The organism is Candidatus Methylomicrobium oryzae (genome assembly GCF_016745425.1).
Lineage (GTDB): Bacteria > Pseudomonadota > Gammaproteobacteria > Methylococcales > Methylomonadaceae > Methylomicrobium > Methylomicrobium oryzae.
Genome location: NZ_JAERVK010000009.1, coordinates 129,916 through 148,976 on the forward strand (window position 1 = coordinate 129,916; position 19,061 = coordinate 148,976).

A 19,061-nucleotide genomic window follows, 5' to 3' on the forward strand; every position below is an offset into this window, starting at 1 on the left:
CTTCAGTAGGGTACGCTGCGCGTACCATCGAGGGGAAAACGGTACCGCTGGACGGGATATTTATCCCGTCTCGCTCAGATCACGAACGCCTGTAGGGTACGCTGTGCGTACCGTTTCACCTCTCCAATGGTACGCACAGCGTACCCTACAGTTGAAAATGCAAAATAAGGGGAATGTTTTAAAGAGCGTACCTACACCGTTGCCGCCACACGATGTGTCTCATGCGCGCGTAGCGCGTGAGAAACGATCCGGCGGCCTTTCGGGAAGTTATTTTTTTGCCGCGTCCTTAATAACCGAATCAGTTTATGTCTGGCGTGAGGCGGTGCCGTTTGAACGATAAACAACGCTTTATAAAAACACTTTTACCGGCTGCGGTGTTGCTGACGGCCGTGGGGGCGTCATGGGCAATGATCGAATTGCGCCCCAGCACGCTGCCCAAAGCAGCAGAGCCTGCCGTGCCGACTGTGCAAATCGTTCGCGCGGAACCGCAAACGCTGAAGCTGAATGTGATATCGCAAGGCGTGGTGGCGCCGCGCGAGGAGATCGATTTGATCGCCGAAGTGGGCGGTAAAGTCTTGCAGGTGCATCCGGCGCTGGTCTCCGGCGGTTTTTTCGACATCGACGACGTTTTATTGATGATCGATCCGCGCGATTACGACTACGCCATCGTCACGGCCCAAGCCAAAATAGCCGAAGCCAGGCGGGTATTGACCAACGAACGTGCGCAAGTCGAACAAGCCGAGAGCGAATGGCAGGCGTTGGGCCAAGGCGAAGCCAGCGATTTGGCATTGCATAAACCCCAATTAGCCGAAGCCGAAGCAAAACTGCAGGCGGCCGAAGCGGATTTGGCCAAAGCAAAACTGGATCGCAGCCGTTGCGAGGTGCGGGCTCCTTTTGCCGGGCGCGTGTTGAGCAAACAAGTCGGGCATGGCCAATTCTTGCCGGCGGGCAGCGTGATTGCCCGTATTTTTGCCAACGATGTCGCCGAGATCCGTTTGCCCATCGGCATCGATCAACTGGCGTTTCTGGATTTGCCCCAGGGAAACAAAACCCCCAAGAGCCGCTGGCCGAACGTGGTGCTCCATGCGGAAATCGGGGGCCGGCTACAGCATTGGCCGGGCCGCATCGTGCGCAGTGAAGCGGCCCTGGACAAGAGCAGCGGCCAATTATTTTTAATCGCCCAGGTCGAGCAGCCCGATCAAAGCGCGGCGGGTCGTGTTCCGCTGCTCAGCGGCTTATTCGTCCAGGCCGAGATTGAAGGCGCGACGCGCGACAAGGTATTTGCGTTACCGCGCACCGCCTTAAATACGCTGCAGCAAGTCAGATTGGTCGACAACGAACAGCGCCTGGAGCTCCGTCAGGTAGAGGTGCTGCGTACCGAAGCGGATAGAGCGATTATCAAATCCGGCCTCGTTTCCGGCGAACGGGTGGTGATTTCGGAAATGCCGATGCTGGTGGCCGGCATGCGTGTCGTCATTACCGAGCCTCAAGCGGCTAATACGCCATGAACAAACCGCTCACCCCAATGCAGGCGCATGAGCGGATTTCCGGTTTGCTGGCCTGGTTTGCCGGCAATCCCGTGGCTGCCAATCTGCTGATGCTGTTGATTCTCACGGGCGGCGTTCTCGGCATGATCGAGGTTGACAAGGAAGTCTTTCCGCGCTTCAGCCCGCATCAGATCGAGGTAACGGCGATTTTTCCCGGCGCGGGCCCGTCGGAAGTCGAAGAATCCGTCTGCATTCCGATCGAAGAAGCGGTGCACGACTTGTCGGGCATCAAACATCTGCACGGGGAAATCCGCGGTGACACCTGTACCTTAGGCGTCGAGATTCTGCCGGGTCGCGACCGGGAGCAGATGATGGCGCTGTTGCGCGGGCGAGTCCAGTCGATTCAACGTTTGCCGAAACAATTGGAAAAAATCGACGTATTGCCCGCCGACCGCAAAGACGATGACGGCGTGATTTGGGTGGCTCTGCACGGTGAAACCGATGCATTCACGCTGCAGCAATTCGGCGACCGGATTCAACAGCAGCTGGCCACCATTCCGGGGGTTAGCCGTGTCCGTAATTACGGTGAAATCGCTTATGAAATCGGTATTGAAGTGGCGCATGAACAACTGCGCAAATACCGGCTGACCTTGGATGAGGTCGCCCAGGCCATCCGCAAGGCTTCCGTCGAATTGCCGGGAGGCTTGGTCAAAAGTCCGGATGGCGAATTGTTATTACGCGTGCATAGCCGGGCCAAAGACGCCGAGGCCGTCGGCAGTTTGGTGATCAAGACGCTGCCCGATGGAAATCGCCTGAGGCTGGATCAGATTGCTGCGATCAAAGACGGGCTCGAAGAGCGGCTGTACACCTGGCGGCACAATGGGCAAACCGCGCAAGGCTGGGAAATACATACCGAACAGGACAGTGTCGCGGTGGCCAGGCAGGTCAAAGCCACGGTTGAAACTCTACGTGCCAGTCTGCCTGAGGGTTTGCGCTTGATTACCTGGTGGGACGATTCGCAAGCGTATGACGAACGGATCGGCACGTTGTTGGAAGACGGCTTGAGCGGTTTTTTACTGGTCTGTCTGGTGTTGACGCTATTCTTGCGCTTGCGCGTGGCCTTATGGGCCGGCGTCGGTATTTTTACTTCGGTCCTGGGCGCTTTTTGGCTGATGCCGGCGCTGGATATTTCGCTGAATATGCTGTCGTTGTTCGGCTTTCTTTTGGCGATGGGCGTTTTAGTCGATGATGCCATCATCATCGGCGAAAGCGTGCATAGCCGGCAAATCGAGGGCGGTGAAACGCCTTTGCAGGCGGCCATCAACGGCGTAAAAGCCGTTGCGTTACCGGTCACGTTGTCGGTATTGATTGTGCTGGTGGCGTTTTTGCCCGGTTTGTATCTGCCGGGATGGGCAGGCCAGATGATGCTGCCGATTTGTCTGATCATGATTCTGACCTTGGTTTTTTCCCTGGTCGAAGCTTTATTGATATTGCCCTCGCATCTGGTAGCGGTTGCCGAATCGGCTACCGAAACGACGCGTTTGCAACGTTTGCGCGTACGGCTCAATCAGGGCCTGGATCGTTTTGTCGAGTCGGTTTATCGGCCGTTACTGCATGCGGCTCTGAATTGGCGTTATTTGACGGTCGCTTTATTTGCCGCCTTGTTGATTTTATGTGCGGGCTTGGTGGCAAGCGACCGTGTGCGCCAATCCATCAATCCCGACGTCACCAAAGACAGTTTCTGGGTCTCGATTCAACTGCCGCAGAGCGCGCCGTATAGCGAAGCTCAAGCACTGGCTGCCCGCGTTGAAAGCGCTTTGTTTGCGCTGCGGGATGAATTGGACGGCGTCCCTCAGGATAGCCAAAGCCGAAACGCCGGCGTTAACGCCGCTCGCGCGCATGACCGCAGCGTCATTGTCGGAGTCGAAACCATTATTTGGGAACATGGTGCCGGCATCTGGCTGGAATTGTCGGCGGAAGGCCGGCAACGCATCAAGGTGGAAGATTTTATCCGTGACTGGCGGCAACGTATCGGCGATATCGGCCGCGGTAAAGTGGACTTCATTTTCAAGGAAGGCGACGAGCCCTACGACATTGAATTGATGTTGGGAGCCGATCAATCGAACATTCTGGGTCCGGCCGTCGAACAGCTCAAGCAGCAAATCAAGGCTTTTCCGGGCGTATACGATGTCATCGATTCCGCAGAACCGGGTAAACCGGAAATCCATTTGACGTTGAAACCCGATGCGGAACGGCTGGGATTGCGCTTGGAACTGTTGGCCGAACAAGTTCGCCAGGGTTATTACGGCGAGGAAGTGCATCGATTCATGCGCGGGCGAAAAGAAGTCAAGGTCATGGTGCGTTATCCGTTAAACGAACGGCGTTCGCTGGATCAATTAAAAGACCAGCCGATCCGGTTGCCGAATGGCACGAGCGCGCCCTTGTCCAATTTAGCCGATGTCGAGCTGGTACAGGGGTATTCCCGTATTCACCGGGAAGACCGGCAGCGCGTGTTGAAAGTCCAGGCGCGCGTCGATCCGACGCAGGCCGATGCCAACGAACTCTATGCCATACTGGAAAAGGATGTTTTTCAAGCATTGGAAAATCGGTTTCCCGGGCTGAACATCGAAATCGGCCAACAACGCCAGGAACAAAAAGCGTTATTGGCGGCGTTCAGCAAAAACACCCTCATTGCGCTGTTAGTCATTTATGCGCTGATCGCGGTGCCGTTTCGTTCCTACAGCAAACCTGTCATCTTTCTACTCGCGGCTCCCGTGGCCTGGAGCGGTGCGGTGCTGGCGCACTGGGCAACCGGTTTGCCGCTATCGATGGAGTCGCTGGTGGGCATGATCGCGGCCAGCGGCGTCGTGGTGAACGATAGCCTGGTGCTGTTGGATTACATCCGTCAACACGACGGCGATGAGCGCCCCGTCGAAGTTTTGATTACCGAAGCGTGTACCTCGCGTTTTCGACCCATTTTGTTGGCCTTTCTGACTAATTTTGCCGGTTTCCTACCCACCCTGCTGGAAACCAGTCCGCAGGCACAATTTCTGATCCCGATGACCTTGTCGTTATCGGCAGGCCTATTGATCGGCATGGCGGCCAGCCTGATTCTGACTCCCGCTTGCTATGCGATTTTGGGAGACTCGCCGAGGGAAAAATATCGATCCGCATGAAGTTTGAATAATGAGGAGATCGAATATACGACAAAAAAATATAGGAGAAAGCCGCATGTATAGTTCGTCCAGGGAATCCGCAACGGAGAGCCTGCCAAGTGCGGCGCATTATCGAACGCTGAACAAACTGTTCGGCGGCACGCTGAAACCCTACGAGGAACTGCAAGCGGAATATCAAGCCGTCCAACGGCAAAACCGCCGTTTTGGGCTGGCCAGGTACGTGCTTTATACCAATGTCTGGGATTTCAAGCCGGCGCCCTGGTATCCGGGCAAGCATCTCTGCGAAAAGCCGCTGGAGTTGATGCGGCATATCGTCGAGGCCAGCTCCCGTCCCGGAGATATGATGCTCGACGCCTTCGACGGCAGCGGCTCGATGGCGATCGCTTGCCGGGCGTTGGGAAGGGGATTTGTGGGGTGTGAAAATGAGGAAAGCCCGCGTAGGTCCGAATAGCGGGAGCGTATTCGGACGCATGGGGCTCCGGCCGGCGGCAAAACCCTGGCCTACCAGTACGACCCGGCCGGCAACCGCACCCGCCTGACCTGGCCGGAAGCCGCCGCGTTCTCCGTCACCACCACCTACGACGCCTTGAACCGGCCCACCGCCTTGCTGGAGAACGGCAGCGTCAGCCCGCGTAGGAGGAATGTAGATTTCAAATTCGTACGATTACGCTGCGCTAATCGTACCTACGGCTCTTTTAAGAATTTATTGATTGAGATTGGCGCGATGGATCCGGTGACTCTCGTTATTGCGCCTGAGGTGATGGATGATTTCTTACATATCGATCGGGACGCAAATTGGTCGACGATGCAAGATCATCTGATCGATATACTGGCTACAAGATATCCTCAATTTCAAGACCACATTCAGTCAAAAATTAAGCGATTAGCTGGGAGAGAATATGATTGAGTCTATTTTTGATGCTCCACATCATGCTACCGAAACAGAGTTTCTCATTTTGTTTCGTGATGCGTTTTCATCGCGGCACGATTATGAACAGCACAGTTCGCATCATCATGACAATAGATTGCTACATTTGTGGGAACTTTATCAGTTACGAGGCAACACAGCCGGTATGGCGGCCCAAGAAGCCCGGTTAAATGATCCCCATTACCTCGAGGAAATCAAATATCGCGATACGTTTGTGGATATAAAAACACTCGGAATTGATCTTAAAACAAGCTAATTTTTATTTTTACCCCGCGAAAATTATTTTTATTTTATTTTCCGTTTTATCCCTCTTCATTTCGTTTCATTTCCATTTATCTCGCTTTTTCCCTTTCATTTATCTAATTTCTGTTCATTTTACACATTATTCAAAAGCAGCATGATAGGATGGGCTGAGGTACGAAGCCCATCCATCGCGAACGATGGGCTTCCTTCGTCAGCTCATCCTATGGGGCTGCCAAACCTACGCCCATCTTTCACCGCCACGAGCCAAACCCTGCGCCAAATTCACTTCTTTTCGCCCACGCGATTTTTGCGAAAAATTGATCCTGAAAAGGGAGGGTATGAGAAAAACGCCGGTTCGGATTGGCGATAAGAAGATAAAGAAGGGAAGGGGAACAGCCATTCAATAATTTTTACGCTGTAAATTTTTTGATCGATAAGAAGATTTTTGGCTGGCCCGAGAGGATTCGAACCTCTGACCTTAGCCTCCGGAGCGCGTCCAGGGGAGTTTTTCAACTTTTTTAACGCGCTGAAACCCATTTAAATCAATAGCTTATCATCAACTTGAAAGTGGCTCAACGCCTTTAAAAGCGTCCGGTTTTGTTTGGCGTGGTGTATTAGTTGGTGTATTTTTTCAGACCTCAGCCTCTGATGGCTGTTTGTTTTTTCGGGCCGGTTTTATGATCGCCAGGCATAAAAAAACCGGGTTGACCCGGCTTCAAAGCTGCCGAAAAATACGGTAGAAATCTTTCTTCTTCAATCCGGCTTGTTCGGCCATGCTTTTGATCAATGTTTGCGAAAAAGGGGCTTTCGGGCAATCCACGGTGACTTTGTACAGCCTGCCGTTTTCCACCTTGACCCATTGCTCGTGTGACGTGCCTTTTGAAGGCCGGGCGACAAACCCGAGATAAGCGAGAATTTTCTTAACGTCCCTGCACGTCAGCGGAGGATAATCGCCGCTCATGCCGGGCGTAAAGGCATCGTTTCATCAAAAATGCGCTGATGGGTATGGCACAGGGCGATTTTCAGCCGGATAAAATGAAATCTTAGCCAGGCGGACAGCGGGGCGCTTCTCGACAGTAATTGCGCGGCATACGCTTTGTCTTCGCCTACCAGCGCATCATAGACATAATCGTTTATCATCGCTTCCAGCTTGGTTTTGACTTCTTCGAATGAGTCGCCTTGGGCGGCCAAATTGAAGTTGATGCATACAGCAACCCAGTAATTTTCTTCTTGCTCGGCATAGCATTTCAAAATCAGTTGTTTGGGATCCATGGCTCGCTCGCGGTTTTAGGAATTTATTACTAGGCCAGTATACCAGACCGATATATAAAGACCGCGCAAAAAAGCCGGGTTGTCCCGGCTTTGATGGATTGGCGATCGATTCTTACATCTTCCCGTGTTCGGCGAACGAATGTACTGCGTTCTTGCCAATAATGAAGTGATCCAGCACGATAGTGTGGGTGAGGTACGAAGCCCATACTATGGGGCTGCCAAACCTACGCCCCTCTTTCACCGCCACCAGCCAAATCCTGGGCCAAATTCACTTCTTTTCGCCCACGCGATTTTTGCGAAAAGTTGATCCTGAAAAGGGAGGGTATGAGAAAAACGCCGGTTTTGATTGGCGATAAGAAGATAAAGAAGGGAAGGGGAACAGCCACTTTACAGTCCTTTAATAGTCTTAGGGCTGTAAGTTTTTTGATCGATAAGAAGATTTTTGGCGCGCCCGAGAGGATTCGAACCTCTGACCTCAGCCTCCGGAGGGCTGCGCTCTATCCAGCTGAGCTACGGGCGCTTTGAGCCGACTATTATAACCAAATTCTAAAATAATTACGACAACATTGTTTTCAGATGAGCGAGGCTGGCCCGGCCGCGCTCTTTGACCGTTTCGGGATCGAGCTGTTTTTTGTTGGCCCATTCGAGGTCGTCTGCGGGCAGTTCGCTCAGAAAACGGCTCGGTTCGCATTCCTCGACTTCGCCGTAGCGCTTGCGGTGCGTGCAGTAGCTGAAGGTCAGGGTGCGCTGGGCGCGGGTGATGCCGACGTAGGCGAGGCGGCGTTCTTCTTCGATATTGTCGGTGTCGATGCTGTTCTGGTGCGGCAAGAGGTTTTCTTCCATCCCGATCAGGAACACGTGCGGAAATTCGAGGCCCTTTGCGGCGTGCAGAGTCATCAGGCTGACCTGGTCGCCGGCTTCTTCTTCGCGGTTGCGTTCGAGCATGTCCATCAACATGATCTTCGAGACGATATCGGACAGCTTGGCGTTGCCCGATTCTTCCTTTTCGGCCATGCGCTTGAGCCAGTCGAGCAGTTCGTAGACGTTCTTCAGCTTGCGCTCGGCGGCGTCGCGGCTGCCGGTGTTTTCCTGCAGCCATTGCTTGTAGCCGATCTGGTCGATCATCTGTTCAAGCACTGCGAACTGGTCGCCGCGTTCGGCCCGGTCGGCGGTGTCGACGATCCAGTCGCGGAACCGTTCGAGGCGGTGGACGGCGTTGTCCTGCAGCTTCTGCTTCAGTCCGAACTCGCCGCTGGCCGCGAACAGGCTGATGTGGCGCTCGTTCGCATAGGCGCCGAGTTTTTCGAGCGTGGCCGGGCCGATCTCGCGGCGCGGAGTATTGATGATGCGCAGGTACGCGGCGTCGTCGTCCGGGTTTACCAGCAGGCGCAGATAGGCCAGGATGTCCTTGATCTCGGTATAGGCGAAGAACGAGGTGCTGCCGCTGATGAAGTAGGGCACGTTGTTTTCGCGCAGGCACCGTTCGAACAGGCGCGACTGGTGGTTGCCGCGGTAGAGGATCGCATAGTCGCCGTACGAGCCGCCGGTCTTGAAGCGGTGGTGCACGATTTCGGAAACGACCTGCTGCGCTTCGGTGATCTCGTCCTTGTGGCTGAGTACGCGCAGGGGATCGCCGTAGCCGAGCCGGCTCCACAGGCGTTTTTCGAACACGTGCGGATTGTTTGCGATCAATTGGTTCGCGACTTTCAGGATGCGGCCGGTCGAGCGGTAGTTTTGTTCGAGCTTGATCACCTGCAGGCGCGGGTAATCCCGTTGCAATTGCGCCAGGTTTTCCGGTTGCGCGCCGCGCCAGGCGTAGATCGACTGGTCGTCGTCGCCGACCACGGTAAAGCGGCCGAGATTGCCGGCGAGCTGGCGGACCAGTTCGTACTGGGTCGAGTTGGTGTCTTGGTATTCGTCGACCAACAGGTAGCGGATCTTGTTCTGCCATTTCTCGCGGATCGCCGGATGCTGCTGGAACAGCAGCACCGGGATCAGGATCAGGTCGTCGAAATCGGCCGCGTTATAGGCTTTCAGGCTCTGGATGTAGTCCGCGTAGAGCAGAGCGGCGTGATGCTGTTCCTGGGTCGCGTGCGAGAGCGCCTGTTCGGGCGTCACGAACGCGTTTTTCCACTGGCCGATTTGCCAGGCGTAGCGCTCGTACTGGTCCGGATCGAAGCTAAGGGAACTGTGCGCGATCAGGTTGCGCAGCAGGGTCTGTTTGTCCTGCTCGTCGAATAGGGTCAGGCCAGGCTTGTAGCCGAGCGTTTTGGCTTCGGCGCGCAGGATGTCGAGCCCGAGCGAATGGAAGGTCGAGACGCGCAGGCCGCGCAATTGGTTGTCGTCGAGCAATCGGGACACCCGGGTCTTCATTTCGCGCGCGGCCTTGTTGGTAAAGGTGACCGCCGCGATATGGCGCGCGGGCGTGCCTTGTTTGACCAGGTAGGCGATCTTTTCGGTAATTACGCGGGTCTTGCCGCTGCCGGCGCCGGCCAGCACCAGTAGGGGGCGGTCGATGGCTTTGACGGCGGCTTGTTGCTCTGGGTTTAGCTTGTTCATGGATCGGTTGGTTTGTGGCATTTCCGTCCGCTCGAAAAGCCGGCAGCCTGCCGATGGGCGGGACGCCATTGTAGAGGTTCGGGCGCTCGGAAAAAAGTCCGGCAAGTAAAAAATCCGCTTTTGCTTGTGGAACGAGGGACAGGCGGGTGAGGATCAGGAATTTATCGGCGCCGAATAGGCTGAAAATACCTTTTCCCGGTGAAGCAATGCCTTAAGGATCGGGTAGGAAAGAACTTTCCGAAGTTGATCGTTTCGAAAAGCGGATTGTTCATTCCCCTCTTTGAAAAAGACGACTGCATGGATGCAGGAGGTAGGGCAATGCAGGAGCGATTGCCGACGACTGCATGGATGCAGGAGGTAGGGCAATGCAGGAGCGATTGCCGAGGGGTTAGGGGAGATTTTCCAAAATATAAATCCCCCTCGATCCCCCTTTTTCAAAGGGGGAGATGTATTTGACGAAGTTCCTCTTTTTCAAAGGGGAAAATTATTTTTGACGAAATCCTAAGTTAAAGTTGGGCCTGTCAATTCCGGCAATCCATGCCGGAATGACGGCTTAACTTAGAATTGGGTCGATCATTACTTCCCTCTCTCGTTCTCCAACCGAGCGCTTATCCGTAATACCGCCTTTACCCGGCTTGGGCTACACCCCAAAGGATAAACCGCTGTAGGGTACGCTGTGCGTACCTTTTCATCCCCCCTAATGGTACGCACAGCGTACCCTACAACTGGTGGTTGTATTTAAAGAACGTCTCTACACGGTTGTCGCCATACGAGGGGGCTCTCAGGACGCGCGCCGAGCGTGGGAACGATCAGGAGGCATGTCGGGAGGTTATTTTTAGCCACATCCTTAATTCTGAAAAAAGGGGGGGGCGTTCGTGGGTGAATTTTTTATTATTTTTTGAAGGGCGCGTTGGCGCGAATATTGCATTTCTGTTTTTATTAAATTCTTTTTTAAGTTGCGCGTCTACCGCCATGCCGAATTTCTTGATAGTCGAATGCGGAGTCGATAATACTCCCTTGGAAAGTGCCCTGCTTGAGGACGGCTCCGAAACGGTTTCGATTCAGTACGGGCCGTCGTTCATTGCGCAGGTCAGGGAAATAAGGCCGGACGCGGTCATTTTCAATCTTGAATCGCCTTCCGAGGCGCTGCTGGCCGACCTTCTCGCGCTGAGCCGGCAGTCGCCGCTGCCGGTGATCATGTTTGCGGCCGACGGCAGCAGTGCGACGATCCAGAAAGCGATTCAGTCGGAAGTCACGTCTTACGAGGTGAATGGCCTGGATGGCGATCGGCTTCCTTCCATCATCCAGGTGGCCCTGGCCCGGTTCAAGCATCAACAGGCGCTCAAACAGGCGCTGCAGGAAGCGAAAATCCAGCTCGAAGACAGGAAGCAGATCGACCGCGCCAAAGCGATTTTGATCAACACGCGAAACTTTACCGAGAACGAAGCCTACCATACTCTCCGAAAACTGGCGATGGACCGGAATATCACGCTGGGCCAGATGGCCCGGAACGTGATTGCGATGGCGGAATTGCTGAAATAGAACGCTGACTTTTATCGACCCGCCATGAAAACGTTTATCAAAGTGATCGAAATCTGGATTCCCGACAAAGAACGGACGCAGTTGGAGTTCGGCTCGGGATTGTACGGCAGCTTGACGGATTTCAAGCGCATCAGCGAAAAACAGCGTTTCGCTTACGACGAAGGGTTGCCGGGCAAAGCATGGGCCGCGGGCCACCCGATCGTGCTGAGCCGGTTTGAAGATTCCTATTTCAAGCGCACCGCCGCGGCGCAAAAAGCGGGTTTGACCTGCGGCATCGCCATGCCGATTTTCTCCGGCGATTTTTTATTGGCTATCGTGGTGTTTCTCTGCGGGGACGATCGGGAGCAGGCCGGGGCGATCGAGGTCTGGTGCAACGAGCCGGCCGCCCCGGAAACCCTTCATGTGCTGGACGGCTATTACGGTTCCTTGGGGCAATTCGAGGCTTTATCCCGGCAAATCAGGCTTGCCAAGGGGCAAGGCATACCGGGCATGGCCTGGGAGGCGGGGATGCCGGTTTTGACCGAGGATATCGGCCTGGCGGCCGGTTTTCCCCGCGCGGAGGAAGCGCAAAAATCGGGCGTTGCCACCGGGCTGGGCATTCCGTTTATTCACGGCGATGAGCAAGTTTATGCGATCACTTTTCTTTCCGCGAACGCGACGCCCCTCGCCAAGCGCATCCAGATATGGGTTCCGGATCCCGAGCGCGGACAGTTGGTCTGCCGGCAAAGCTACAGCAAAAACAGCAACAATCTGGCGGAAATCTTCGAAACGCTGACGGTCGACAAGGGAGCAGGCGCCTTGGGCCGGGCCTGGCTGACCGGCATGCCGTCGATCAGCGGCAATCAGGAAGAAGTCTATAACGTCGAACTGGACGATCTCAGCAGCATGCTGGCGATTCCGGTGATCGAGCAAGGGCGGCTGAAGGCGATCGTGACGTTTCTGTTTTGAAGTTTTCTCCGGTCGAGCCGGAAGCTTTCGTCCTCATGTTTAGGCATAGGAACGGTTAGGCCTGAATTTTTCAACTTTCGCCGGCCGATCGATTCGCCGAACAGTCGCATTGGCGCCGGCTCGGCCGCCCTCTTTTCCTCTCATCCGCCCCGGGTCATTCAATCGCCCCGCACCATTCGAACACTCGGCCTGCACCAGATTGGTTCGGCTGCCGGCGCAATTATCATAAATTTAGCAATTAAATGGGGAAAGTTCCAAAATATTGCCGTCTCTCTCCGCTGTGGTGCGTTTTTTGCTTCATCTTTAGAACGCATGTCCCCGGCATGTCCAAATCGGTTCTTGATTGAACTGCTCATAATCACTTTCGGATGTAGAGAAAATTATGTCTTATTTAGTCCCTTCAGAATTTGTCACAAAAATGGTGGATGCGGGTGAATCCAAAATTTTCATGTCGACCCGGGATACGATAATTCGGGCTTATATGGCCGGCGCTATCCTGGCATTGGCCGCTGTGTTCGCGGTTTCGATGACCGTCCAGACAGGTTCGCCGCTGATTGGCGCGATCCTGTTTCCGGTCGGCTTTTCGATGCTGTACCTGTTGGGTTTCGACCTTCTGACCGGCGTTTTCGTATTGACTCCGCTGGCGCTGATCGACAAACGGCCGGGCGTTACGATCGGCGGCGTGTTAAGGAACTGGAGCCTGGTTTTCGTCGGCAATTTCATGGGGGCGTTTACGGTGGCGGTGATGATGTCCATTGTCTTCACGTTCGGTTTTTCGACCGAGCCGAATGAAGTGGGGCAGAAAATCGCCGGCATCGGCGAAGCGCGGACCCTGGGCTACGCAAAATACGGTGCGGCCGGCATGCTGACGCTGTTCATCAGAGGCATGCTTTGCAACTGGATGGTATCCACCGGCGTGGTCGGGGCGATGATTTCCACCACGGTCAGCGGCAAGGTGATCGCGATGTGGATGCCGATCATGCTGTTCTTTGCGATGACTTTCGAGCATTCCATTGTCAATATGTTCCTGTTTCCCTCCGGACTGATCATGGGCGGAAAATTCTCGATCATGGATTATCTGATCTGGAACGAAATTCCGACGGTAGTCGGAAACCTGGTCGGCGGACTGGCCTTTACCGGACTAACCTTGTATTCCACGCACGTCAAAACGGCGCCCAAACGCTCTATTGCCTGATTTGAGCACCACCTTAAAGCTTCTGCCGGCTTCTCCGGCTGAAGCTTTCTCGTTTTTTCTTTATATACGCGCTGAATGCCCGGTCAATTAAAAGCCGCCCTAGGGAAATATTCCGAAAAAGGCCGCAAGGAAATCAATCAGGATTTTCACGGCGCCCATATTCCGAAAGAACCTCAATTGAGCTTTAAAGGAATTGCCGTTGCGCTGGCCGACGGGATCAGCAGCAGCGACGTGAGCCATATCGCCAGCGAAGCCGCCGTGACGGGATTTCTGGAGGATTATTACTGCACTTCGGAGGCTTGGTCCGTTCAGAAATCCGCACAGCAGGTCCTGCAGGCGGCCAATTCGTGGCTGCATGCCCAGACCCGGCAAAGCCCGTATCGCTACGATAAGGACAGAGGATACGTCTGCACTTTGAGCGCAATGGTGATCAAATCGACCACCGCGCATATTTTTCATGTAGGCGATTCGCGCATCTATCGATTGCGCGGCAATGCGCTGGAACAATTGACCAATGATCACCGGTTTTGGGTTTCGCAGGACGAAAGTTATCTGGGCCGTGCGTTGGGAATCAATCCGCAGATCGAGATCGACTATCGCGCTCTGCAAGTCGAAGTCGGCGACGCTTTTTTATTTGCGACGGACGGCGTTTACGAATATGCCGGCCCCGGTTTCGTCGTCGATGCGTTCAAAGCGCATTCGAACGATCCGGATGCGGCGGCGAAAGCGATCGTGGTGGAAGCCTACCGGCAAGGCAGTCCGGATAATTTGACCGCCTTGGTGGTCCGGGTCGAAGACCTGCCCGGCCAGGATGCCGACGCGCTTTACCGGCAGTTGACCGAGCTGCCTTTTCCTCCGCCGTTGGACGCCCGTATGGTTTTCGACGGCTACAAGATCGTCAGGGAAGTCCATGCCAGCAGCCGCAGCCACGTATATCTGGCGGTGGATAACGACACCGGTGCGTCCGTCATCCTGAAAACGCCGTCGATCGATCTTCGCGGCGACCCCGCTTACCTGGAAAGGTTTCTGACGGAAGAGTGGATCGCGCGGCGCATCAATAGCGCCTACGTGTTGAAACCCTGCGTCCGGACGCGGCAGCGCAACTATCTCTATCTCGCGACCGAATTCGTCGACGGCAAGACATTGACGCAGTGGATGATCGACAACCCGAAACCGGATATGGAATCCGTGCGCGGCATCGTCGAACAAATCGCCAAAGGCCTGCGCGCTTTTCACCGGCTGGAAATGCTGCATCAGGACCTGCGGCCGGACAATATCATGATCGACACGACCGGCACGGTCAGGATCATCGATTTCGGCTCGACGAAAGTGGCCGGCCTGATGGAGATCGCCACGCCGATTCAGCGCAGCGAACTGCTCGGAACCGCGCAATATACCGCGCCGGAATATTTTCTGGGAGAAAGCGGGACGACCCGTTCGGACATTTTTTCGCTGGGCGTGATCACCTATCAGATGTTGTCGGGGAAACTGCCCTACGGCGCCGAAGTCTCCAAAGCCAGGTCCCGCGCCGCGCAAAAGAAGTTGGGCTATTGCTCGGTGCTGGATGACGATCGCGAGATTCCCGCCTGGATCGACGATGTGCTCCGGAAGGCGGTGCATCCGAATCCGTATCAGCGCTACGAGGAGTTATCCGAATTTATCTACGATCTTCGCCACCCGAACCAGGCGTTTCTGAATAAAACCCGGCCGCCCCTGATCGAACGCCATCCGGTGGCTTTTTGGAAAAGCGTTGCTTTAATTCTGGCAATTACGGTTGTCGCATTGTTGTTCAAATTAAAAAGTGAGGAGTCTAAAAATGAAAACCGCACCCGCACAAACGCCGTCGTCCGGCAAAGCCGAATCGCTGCTGACCAAAGAGCAAATGACCGACCTGATCATTACGGCGAAAGTGAAAAAACAGCTGACCTGGACCGCGATTGCGGAACAGGTCGGCGTCGATGAAGTCTGGCTGGCTTCGGCCTGCCTGGGCATGAACAGCATGAAGCAGGACATTGCCGAAAAGCTCTGCGCCGTTTTGGAACTGCCTGCCGAAGTTCAAACCGCCTTGGAAATGTTTCCTTATAAACGATGGTCTTTTGATGTCCCTCAAGATCCGCTTATTTACCGGCTTTACGAAATCGTCGGCGTTTACGGCGAAACTTTGAAGGAAATCATTCATGAAAAGTTCGGCGACGGCATCATGAGCGCCATCGATTTCAGCATGACGGTCGGCAAAGAAGAAAACCTCGCCGGCGACCGCGTCGTGATCACGATGAACGGCAAATTTTTGCCTTACAAATCGTGGTAACCGGTTTGTTGCTTTAGCATAGCGTTTGGGGGGCAGCCGGGTCATCGCTCGGTTGCCTCTGCTTTTTTCTTTCGGTTCAATCGTCGGCTTTCGGCAAAGATCATGTCGAGGGCTGATTCTTCCGCCTCAATGCCGTGGGGCCTTCAGCGTTCCGAACTGCAGCGTAAGTAAAATCCGCATCCCCGTTAGCGCATGTTCATATTGCGTCCGGGGAATGCATGCGTTTTTCCATGCGCGTGGGAGGGCACCCGCATTTCCCCTTATCCAATCCATGATGCCGTTCAATATTCGCTAAGAATTACTGCCCTGTAGGGCAAAAGTCCTCTACCGAGGCGCGGCATTGCTTAGGATCTGGCCTATATGGGGGATAGACCTGCCAGGTTTTTAAAACCTGGCAGGTCTTGGGCCGGGAAGTGATTTGGAGCCGAATTCTTAGGGCTGTATGCCCGAAACGGGAAGCTTCAGCCCGGTATTTTGCGAATCAAACCCCTTTTGTCTTAACTTGGTGCAATGCGGTAGGTCTCCTGCACGTTCATTGGGCAATCTCTCCGCTCCCGTTCGCCGGTTTATTTCTGCAAATAAATAAATTCATGCAAATGGCTTATGCAAATATATGAAAAATAATAAAAAATAAAGAAAAAGAAGGGGTTTGTGGTATTGGCACAAATAATGCTTTTACCCAAGTGAAGACTCTAACGGTGGGGTCAAAAATTTGTGCTTAAAGATGAGCGATTGACAAAGGCATCACTATGGGATGCGGCATTGCCGGCGTTCCCGCAGTAAGACTGCTTTATGCCTTAAATTTTACCCCGAGATGAATTTTATGAAACAAGGAACATTTACCCTGACTCAATTGGCCGGCCTATTCGCCAAGGCGGCAGCTACTACGGCTTTGATCTTCAGTACTTCCGCCGGTGCGGTGACCGAGAATTTGGAAACCGAAACCGTTAGGCTCGGCTTTATCAAGCTGACCGATATGGCGCCGCTCGCGGTCGCTTTCGAAAAAGGTTTTTTCGAGGATGAAGGCTTGTCCGTGCAAGTGGAGGCGCAGGCTAACTGGAAAGTCGTGCTGGACCGCGTATTGAGCGGCGAACTGGACGGCGCCCACATGTTGGTGTCGCTGCCTTTCGGCGCAGCGATCGGTTACGGTACGAAAGGCGACATCATCAGTGCCTTGACGCTGTCTTCGAATGGCGTTGCGATTTCCGTATCGAACGACGTCTGGAAAGAAATGAAACCGCAGATTCCTGTGAAGGACGGCAAGCCGGTGCATCCGATCAAGGCGGATGCGCTGAAGCCGGTGCTCGAAAAATATAAGGCGGCCGGCAAACCGTTCAACATGGGGATGACTTTTCCGGTCGGTCCGCACAACTTTAAACTGCGTTACTGGCTGGCGGCCGGCGGCATCAATCCGGGCTTCTATGCACCGCCTCAGGATACGTCCGGACAAATCAATGCCGAAGCATTGCTGTCGGTAACGCCGCCGCCGCAAATGCCGGCAACCCTGGATTCCGGTACGATCGTCGGTTACTGCGTCGGTGAGCCCTGGAACCAGCAAGTCGTATTCAAGGGTATTGGCGTGCCGGTAATCGGTGATGTTGAATTGATGAAGAACAGCACCGACAAAATTTTCGGCGTAAACAAAGCCTGGGCCGAAAAACATCCGAATACGCATAAGGCGTTGATCAAGGCGCTGATTCGAGCGGAGATGTGGCTGGATGCGGAAAACAACAAAAACCGCAACGAAGCCGTCGAGATGCTCTCGCAAACCCAATATGTCGGCGCCGATTATGACGTGATCGCGAACAGCATGAACGGTACTTTCGAGTATGAAAAAGGCGACAAGCGCTCGTTGCCCGATTTCAACGTGTTCTTCCGCTACAACTCTTCGTATCCGTATTACAGCGATGCGGTCTGGAATCTGACCCAGATGCGCCGTTGGGGCCAAATCAGCGAAGCGAAGCCGGATTCCTGGTATATGGATGTGGCCAAGCAAGTTTACCGTCCCGATATCTACATGGCGGCTGCGAAAGAGCTGATCGCCGAAGGCAAGGCGAAGGCCAGCGATTTTCCGCCTGAAAGCGAAACCGGTATCAAGCCGCCGAATGCCGACTTCATTGACGGTGTTGTCTTCGATGCGACGAAGCCGAACGAATACCTGACCAAATTCCCCATTGGTCTAAAAGGCAAGCAAAAGGTCACCGGCGGCAAGATCGTCGAGTAACGGCCCGGAAGCTTGATTAAGGGTTAACCCTTCTTGTTCTAGATGTGCCTCTGATGTGTACAACGGATGTCGAGTGAGTGCAGGGACGCACATTTTTTTCGGCACGATTCCTTCAAGACACCACTTATTCGGATCCCCCCGGTAACGGGCGCGGGCAAATTATGAATAACAAATTGATCAAATTCTTGAATATTACCGGTTTGACCTGGTTTATTCCGATGGTGAAAATCGCCTCGGGAGAAAATCCCGCGCAGCAACTGCGCCAGTTATGGCTGATGATGGGCGTGCCGTTCATCGCCTTCCTGCTGTTTTTGGGACTGTGGAGTTTTTCCGCAGCGCGCGTGAATACCAGCCTCGGCGCGATTCCGGGACCCGTTGCGGTCTGGCAGGAGGCCGGCGGGCTGATGGACGAGCATCATGCGCAGCGCCAAAAAGAACGCCAGTATTACGAGCGCCAGGAAGCCCGGATCAAGCAGGCGCAGGCCGAGCATCCCGACCAGCCGCCTCCGAAAGCGCGCCCTTATAACGGCAAAGGCACCTATCTGGATCAGATCGGCACCAGTCTGGCAACCGTATTCACCGGCTTCTTTCTGGCGACGCTGGTCGCGGTGCCGGTCGGTCTTTTGTGCGGCATGAGCCCGACCATCAATACGGCGATCAATCCGCTGATCCAGATCTTCAAGCCGGTGTCGCCTTTGGCCTGGCTGCCGATCGTGACTCTGGTCGTTAGTGCGGTCTACGTTACCACCGACGATTCCTGGTTCGAAAAATCGTTCCTGACTTCCGCGATCACGGTAACCCTGTGTTCGCTGTGGCCGACGCTGATCAATACGGCGGTCGGCGTTTCCTCGATCGACAAGGATCTGGTCAATGTCGGCAAGGTGCTCCGCTTGAACTGGAGCACGCAGATCAAGAAGATCATCCTGCCTTCGGCCGTACCCTACATTTTTACCGGCATGCGGCTGTCGCTGGGGGTGGGCTGGATGGTGCTGATCGCGGCAGAAATGCTGGCGCAGAATCCGGGGCTCGGCAAGTTCGTCTGGGACGAGTTTCAGAACGGCAGTTCCAACTCGCTGGGCCGGATCATGGTGGCGGTGTTTACGATCGGGATCATCGGCTTCATTCTGGACCGGATCATGCAGTCGCTGCAAAAAGTCTTTTCTTTCGGACGCTGAGGGG

16 protein-coding genes and 1 tRNA gene are annotated in these 19,061 nt (G+C 54.5%); 12 read left to right on the forward strand and 5 right to left on the reverse strand.

Annotated features, from left to right (window positions below; translation table 11 throughout):
• Nucleotides 1-329 precede the first annotated feature (329 nt).
• The 5 genes from JJL52_RS11590 (at nucleotide 330) to JJL52_RS11610 (ending at nucleotide 5,847) form a co-directional block, all read left to right on the forward strand.
• The gene (locus JJL52_RS11590; RefSeq protein WP_236994217.1) at nucleotides 330-1,508 is read left to right on the forward strand and encodes an efflux RND transporter periplasmic adaptor subunit; all 1,179 of its coding nucleotides are present in this window, start codon (nucleotides 330-332) and stop codon (nucleotides 1,506-1,508) included.
• The gene (locus JJL52_RS11595; protein WP_202052575.1) at nucleotides 1,505-4,663 is read left to right on the forward strand and encodes an efflux RND transporter permease subunit; all 3,159 of its coding nucleotides are present in this window, start codon (nucleotides 1,505-1,507) and stop codon (nucleotides 4,661-4,663) included. The genes JJL52_RS11590 and JJL52_RS11595 overlap by 4 nt, the downstream gene beginning before the upstream one ends.
• Before the next feature lie 55 nt (nucleotides 4,664-4,718).
• Nucleotides 4,719-5,114, forward strand: coding sequence for a DNA methyltransferase (locus tag JJL52_RS11600; protein ID WP_202052576.1), 396 nt, complete (start codon nucleotides 4,719-4,721; stop codon nucleotides 5,112-5,114).
• A gap of 135 nt (nucleotides 5,115-5,249) precedes the next feature.
• Nucleotides 5,250-5,570 (forward strand): hypothetical protein, encoded by a 321-nt coding sequence (locus JJL52_RS11605; protein ID WP_236994218.1) that lies wholly within the window; start codon nucleotides 5,250-5,252, stop codon nucleotides 5,568-5,570.
• Nucleotides 5,563-5,847 carry a hypothetical protein gene (locus tag JJL52_RS11610; protein WP_202052577.1) on the forward strand — a complete coding sequence of 95 codons (285 nt, stop codon included), beginning with the start codon at nucleotides 5,563-5,565 and terminating at the stop codon, nucleotides 5,845-5,847. Before JJL52_RS11605 ends, JJL52_RS11610 begins: the two co-directional genes overlap by 8 nt.
• A gap of 269 nt (nucleotides 5,848-6,116) precedes the next feature.
• On the opposite strand, the gene JJL52_RS11615 is transcribed toward JJL52_RS11610, so the two are convergent.
• From JJL52_RS11615 to rep, 5 genes are all read right to left on the reverse strand, one after another.
• Complete coding sequence (locus JJL52_RS11615; RefSeq protein ID WP_202052578.1) at nucleotides 6,117-6,371, reverse strand: hypothetical protein; 255 nt, start codon at nucleotides 6,369-6,371, stop codon at nucleotides 6,117-6,119.
• 178 nt (nucleotides 6,372-6,549) lie between these two features.
• Nucleotides 6,550-6,795 carry a type II toxin-antitoxin system HicA family toxin gene (locus tag JJL52_RS11620; RefSeq protein ID WP_202052579.1) on the reverse strand — a complete coding sequence of 82 codons (246 nt, stop codon included), beginning with the start codon at nucleotides 6,793-6,795 and terminating at the stop codon, nucleotides 6,550-6,552.
• Complete coding sequence (locus tag JJL52_RS11625) at nucleotides 6,792-7,106, reverse strand: DUF1902 domain-containing protein (RefSeq protein ID WP_202052580.1); 315 nt, start codon at nucleotides 7,104-7,106, stop codon at nucleotides 6,792-6,794. Before JJL52_RS11625 ends, JJL52_RS11620 begins: the two co-directional genes overlap by 4 nt.
• A gap of 443 nt (nucleotides 7,107-7,549) precedes the next feature.
• Nucleotides 7,550-7,626 (reverse strand) — tRNA-Arg (locus JJL52_RS11630).
• 35 nt (nucleotides 7,627-7,661) lie between these two features.
• On the reverse strand, nucleotides 7,662-9,665 hold the full coding sequence (rep, locus tag JJL52_RS11635) for a DNA helicase Rep (protein WP_202052581.1): 2,004 nt from the start codon (nucleotides 9,663-9,665) through the stop codon (nucleotides 7,662-7,664).
• 972 nt (nucleotides 9,666-10,637) lie between these two features.
• On the opposite strand from rep, the gene JJL52_RS11640 reads away from it, so the two are divergent.
• The 7 genes from JJL52_RS11640 (at nucleotide 10,638) to JJL52_RS11670 (ending at nucleotide 19,057) form a co-directional block, all read left to right on the forward strand.
• Complete coding sequence (locus JJL52_RS11640; protein WP_202052582.1) at nucleotides 10,638-11,207, forward strand: ANTAR domain-containing response regulator; 570 nt, start codon at nucleotides 10,638-10,640, stop codon at nucleotides 11,205-11,207.
• Nucleotides 11,208-11,231: 24 nt separating this feature from the next.
• Nucleotides 11,232-12,155 carry a GAF domain-containing protein gene (locus tag JJL52_RS11645; RefSeq protein ID WP_202052583.1) on the forward strand — a complete coding sequence of 308 codons (924 nt, stop codon included), beginning with the start codon at nucleotides 11,232-11,234 and terminating at the stop codon, nucleotides 12,153-12,155.
• 382 nt (nucleotides 12,156-12,537) lie between these two features.
• On the forward strand, nucleotides 12,538-13,350 hold the full coding sequence (locus JJL52_RS11650) for a formate/nitrite transporter family protein (protein ID WP_202052584.1): 813 nt from the start codon (nucleotides 12,538-12,540) through the stop codon (nucleotides 13,348-13,350).
• A 75-nt stretch (nucleotides 13,351-13,425) separates the two neighbouring features.
• Nucleotides 13,426-15,312 carry a bifunctional protein-serine/threonine kinase/phosphatase gene (locus tag JJL52_RS11655; RefSeq protein ID WP_236994219.1) on the forward strand — a complete coding sequence of 629 codons (1,887 nt, stop codon included), beginning with the start codon at nucleotides 13,426-13,428 and terminating at the stop codon, nucleotides 15,310-15,312.
• Nucleotides 15,233-15,658: a cyanase gene (cynS, locus tag JJL52_RS11660; protein ID WP_236994220.1), complete on the forward strand. Its 426-nt coding sequence runs from the start codon at nucleotides 15,233-15,235 to the stop codon at nucleotides 15,656-15,658. The genes JJL52_RS11655 and cynS overlap by 80 nt, the downstream gene beginning before the upstream one ends.
• A gap of 823 nt (nucleotides 15,659-16,481) precedes the next feature.
• Nucleotides 16,482-17,882 carry a CmpA/NrtA family ABC transporter substrate-binding protein gene (locus tag JJL52_RS11665; RefSeq protein WP_202052586.1) on the forward strand — a complete coding sequence of 467 codons (1,401 nt, stop codon included), beginning with the start codon at nucleotides 16,482-16,484 and terminating at the stop codon, nucleotides 17,880-17,882.
• A 161-nt stretch (nucleotides 17,883-18,043) separates the two neighbouring features.
• Nucleotides 18,044-19,057: an ABC transporter permease gene (locus JJL52_RS11670; RefSeq protein ID WP_202052587.1), complete on the forward strand. Its 1,014-nt coding sequence runs from the start codon at nucleotides 18,044-18,046 to the stop codon at nucleotides 19,055-19,057.
• Nucleotides 19,058-19,061 lie beyond the last annotated feature (4 nt).